Here is a 493-nt window from a genome sequence, read left to right on the forward strand (position 1 = left end):
GGCTGCTGCAAACGGAGGCGAACCGGGCCTTCGACCTGTCGTCGGGACCGCTGATCCGTGCGGGTCTGCTGCGTGTGGCCGATGACGAGCACATCGTTCATCTGACGCTGCATCACATCGTCTCGGACGGCTGGTCGCGTGGTGTGCTGGTGCAGGAGGTGGCGGCACTGTATGGCGCGTTCGTGCGCGGCGAGGCGTCCCCGCTGGCGCCGCTGGCCGTGCAGTATGCCGATTACGCGTGGTGGCAGCGCCAGTGGCTGACGGGCGACACCCTTGAGCGGCAGTTGCAGTACTGGCAGCAGCAGCTCGCGGGCGCACCGGTGTTGCTGACCTTGCCGCTGGACCGTCCACGTCCGGCGGTGCAGGGCCATCGCGGGGCGTCCGTGGCGTTCACGGTAGACGCCCCCACTACGGCCGGGCTCAACGCGCTGGCGCGCCGCGAGCAGGGCACGCTGTTCATGGTGCTGACAGCGGCCTTCAACGTGTTGCTGTC

1 protein-coding gene is annotated in these 493 nt (G+C 69.0%); it reads left to right on the plus strand.

Going from position 1 to position 493, the window contains the following annotated elements; genetic code table 11:
* Positions 1–493: condensation domain-containing protein (locus HB633_RS30665; protein ID WP_255581320.1), on the plus strand; the 493-nt coding region annotated here is incomplete at both ends.

Source organism: Caballeronia sp. dw_276 (assembly GCF_018449635.1).
GTDB lineage: Bacteria > Pseudomonadota > Gammaproteobacteria > Burkholderiales > Burkholderiaceae > Caballeronia.